This window comes from Oleiphilus sp. HI0043 (genome assembly GCF_001634935.1).
In genome coordinates, this window is the sequence record NZ_LWEY01001366.1 from 1 (window position 1) to 1,994 (window position 1,994).

The 1,994-nt window shown below is 45.9% G+C and carries 2 protein-coding genes; both read right to left on the reverse strand.

Annotation, left to right across the window (positions count from 1 at the left end):
- Positions 1-96 precede the first annotated feature (96 nt).
- Positions 97-402, reverse strand: coding sequence for an EscU/YscU/HrcU family type III secretion system export apparatus switch protein (locus A3729_RS18495; protein ID WP_068516235.1), 306 nt, complete (start codon positions 400-402; stop codon positions 97-99).
- Positions 399-1,994: flagellar hook-length control protein FliK (locus tag A3729_RS18500; RefSeq protein ID WP_197475914.1), on the reverse strand; the 1,596-nt coding region annotated here is incomplete at its 5' end. The genes A3729_RS18495 and A3729_RS18500, both read right to left, overlap by 4 nt.

Here is a 1,994-nt window from a genome sequence, read left to right on the forward strand (position 1 = left end):
GCGCTAAGGTACCTGCCAGAATAAGGGCATATAAGCAGGATTTTGAGTTAATAAGTAGTTGGTGGTCAGAATGTGCCATGTTGAAAATGTTGCTCGTTATGTTCTGGTCGTTGGCTCGCCAAAGCCTTGTGGTGTCTTTCCTTGCAGGTAATATGCAAAGGCAATTATTTCAGCTATTACCCGATATAGAACTTCGGGGATTTCTTCTCCCAGTTCTAGTTTAGACAAAATGCTGACTAATTCACTATTTTCGTATAAAGGTATGCCGTGCTCTTCGGCAATGCGCATTATTTCCTCAGCGAGCTCATTCTCACCTTTGGCAGTAAGTTTGGGCGCTGAAACTTCATCGTACTTGAGCGCGATGGCTCTTGTTTTCGAGCTGGTTTTGTTATTGTTGTTCATGCTTGAATATCTACCAGGCTTTGTGTCAACTTGGTGGCCTGTTGTTCTGGTAGGCCTTGTTGGCAAATAATATCGCCTACTTCTAGGCCTAGCTCTGAAAGCTTTTCCTTAAAATGTTTGCTCTCCCTTTGCGCGAGCGCGAAAGTATCGGCTTGATCTGCCCAGATAATGGATGAAATAGAAGGAGGGAGCAAGCTTACTTGAATATATATTGCTCCCAGGCCTTCTAAGTCGAAGGATAGTGATATTTTCCACTGCAATGCTTTGTCCTCAGATTCCTCTTCCTGGTTCTGAGTGGCGCTTTTTTCCTTATCGAGTCTCAGGCTGAAGGTGGTGACCCCTTGGTTGACATTCACCACGGGCAATTCAAAAAACCATGATTGAAGTGTATTGCCGTCACTGGTTTGGCTTTGAAAGAGGCTGTTCAACTGGTTGAACTGAATACGATTAAGCATTCCGGCAAGTATTTTCAAAAGCTGCCCGGTAGAAAACTCTTGCTCGGCAAAAAGAGCTTTGGCCTTCGCTGTTGTGTCGGACTGGATGCGCGGAAAATTAAAGGGAGTTGTTAATAGTTCAGGCTCTAAAAGGCTGCCAAGGAGTTTCTCTATCGCCTGGTTTTGTTCGCCGCTGCTATTTGCGGCAGGTAATAAGTTTCGGCTAATGCCTAGCAGGGTCGCTTTTAAATCGCTTGATATTGTCTTGTCTTGGCTTGGATCGGCTGCCGTGTTGCTATGTTGCTTTACAAGTTGCTGCAGCATGTCTAGTGCTTGCTTCGTGACTGCAGAGCTTGTTTGGTTGGTATTTTGAGGAGAGGGGGTTCCAGAAAGCGGGTTATTGGCAGTAGGTTTGGTCTGGTCTGCTTGCGCTAATGCTATTTTGTTCAAGGTTTTGAGGTTTTGGAGTTGCTCGAGTATTTGTTGTTTGTTGGTGGTGTTACTGAGCTGTGACTCCATGAAAAGACCGCTGTGTTTTAAGGCGTTTCTAATTGTGTCAGGAGAGCTTAGAGTGTCGCCTTGACGGCTGGCTTGAGAGATCTGCTCTGCGTGAGGAAGAGATTTGATCAGTGTTGCGATGCTTTCTAGCGCAACTTTTCGAGTAAGCGGCGATGAGCCTTGTGTAGGGGAGAGCTGGGTTTGTTGAGCGCTGGCTATCTTTGTTTGATTTTGAGAAATGGGCGGCGTTTGCGAAGTCGCTTTACTCATCTCATTCAGGGCAGCGAAGCCGGTACCAAGAGACAGTTGCTTCGGTAGCAGTTTTGCTAAGGTGCCTAATAGTATTTCGGTATTGATGCTGCCTTTGTCTGCTGGGATTTGAGCTGTGCTTCTATTAGTCGGACTGACAAGGATCAAAGCCTTGCTCTGTTTTGTTGATGAGCTTTCAAGCTTGACTAATAGCGTCTGACCTATCTCTAAAGGAATGCTGCTGGTGGTTGTGACAAGTTTGCCATTAATATTGAGTAGCCATTCTTTACTGCTGTGAGTGTTTACTGTGGCTGCTTTTCCTTCGATTACCGGCTGTTCCTGGTTAGTTTTGGGGGGGGGTGCCTGAACAGTTGCCTGGTATTGCTTACCGGGTACCAGTTTAAGCTCTTC

Excerpts from the sequence above, each read along its gene's own strand:
- A3729_RS18495 (WP_068516235.1), bottom strand. The coding sequence starts at position 402 with ATGAACAACAATAACAAAACCAGCTCGAAAACAAGAGCCATCGCGCTC.